Raw genomic sequence first — 978 nt, 5'->3', positions numbered from 1 at the left:
GTTTCCGCAGCTCGACGTAGCGAATCCATCACCCGTTTCCTAGACTGTCAGAATATCTTTTAATTCCTTAACTGGATCAACGTCAACTTTATTAAAAACATGGGTCATATCAGCGTCACGATATGCAACAAAGGAATAGCCGCCTAAGTGCCGACAGCTTTGCCGTGCTGCGATAGCAATTTCTTCATGTCTCTGCGAGCGGCGCGTATTCTAGGCTCAGCACAATCCAGGAAATGACAGAATAATTTAAGTACAAGCTCCTGGTACTTCATGTTTGTATATCTAAAGCAAAGGTACGGGCAGCAGGACGAATCTTGTTCTTTCATTAACGAAATTGACTTGCTTAAAAAGGAGCGCAACTTTGTCGAGGTATTGTAGTCGCGCATATCGGCAATTTGGTCAAGATCAAAACGGACCCTAGTCAAACCGTTTTCCCTAGCAAGGGAAACAACAGTTTGACCATGCTGGACGGGATTTCGAATCTCATACATAAAAACATAGAGACCGCCTCGGTCATACCAAGCAGAAGGCAACTTCCAATAGTCTTTATATAGTTCTTTTTCAGAACCTCGGTCATACTCCCGCATGACTGCTTGCATTCTGTCGACAAGACCACGGGCTGCGGATACATAATTACCAAAGGCGGCGTTAACAACAGTCCTTTCGCCAAAACCGCCGCTGGTAAAGCCGTCGGGCAAGAAGTCAAACCGATTGCACGGAACTAGACGCCGCAGTTCACTGTAGTTCCATCGAAACTGTTCATACAGTTGGTTAACCTCCCAAAGTGACCGCACAACACCGTCATATTCTTTCACCTTGGTTGCAGAATCGCCCACGAGAAATTCAATCTTTGAAAGCGCTTCCTGGGCTTCGGCACTCACCGATTGAAACGGCAAAACATGAACTAAATCCGCCAAAGTAATCCCCCCATTACAGTCTGAAATAGGCCATCGATAAATTTCGATGGCGAGCATTCGG

The 978-nt window shown here is 45.9% G+C and carries 1 protein-coding gene; it reads right to left on the bottom strand.

Annotation, left to right across the window (positions count from 1 at the left end):
- Nucleotides 1-143: 143 nt before the first annotated feature.
- On the bottom strand, nucleotides 144-978 hold an 835-nt coding region (locus DW029_RS11395; protein WP_233543884.1), incomplete at its 5' end, for a hypothetical protein.

The sequence above is a fragment of the Collinsella sp. AF38-3AC genome (assembly GCF_003474365.1).
Taxonomy (GTDB): Bacteria; Actinomycetota; Coriobacteriia; order Coriobacteriales; family Coriobacteriaceae; genus Collinsella.
This window is presented reverse-complemented; position numbering and strand designations above follow the sequence as displayed.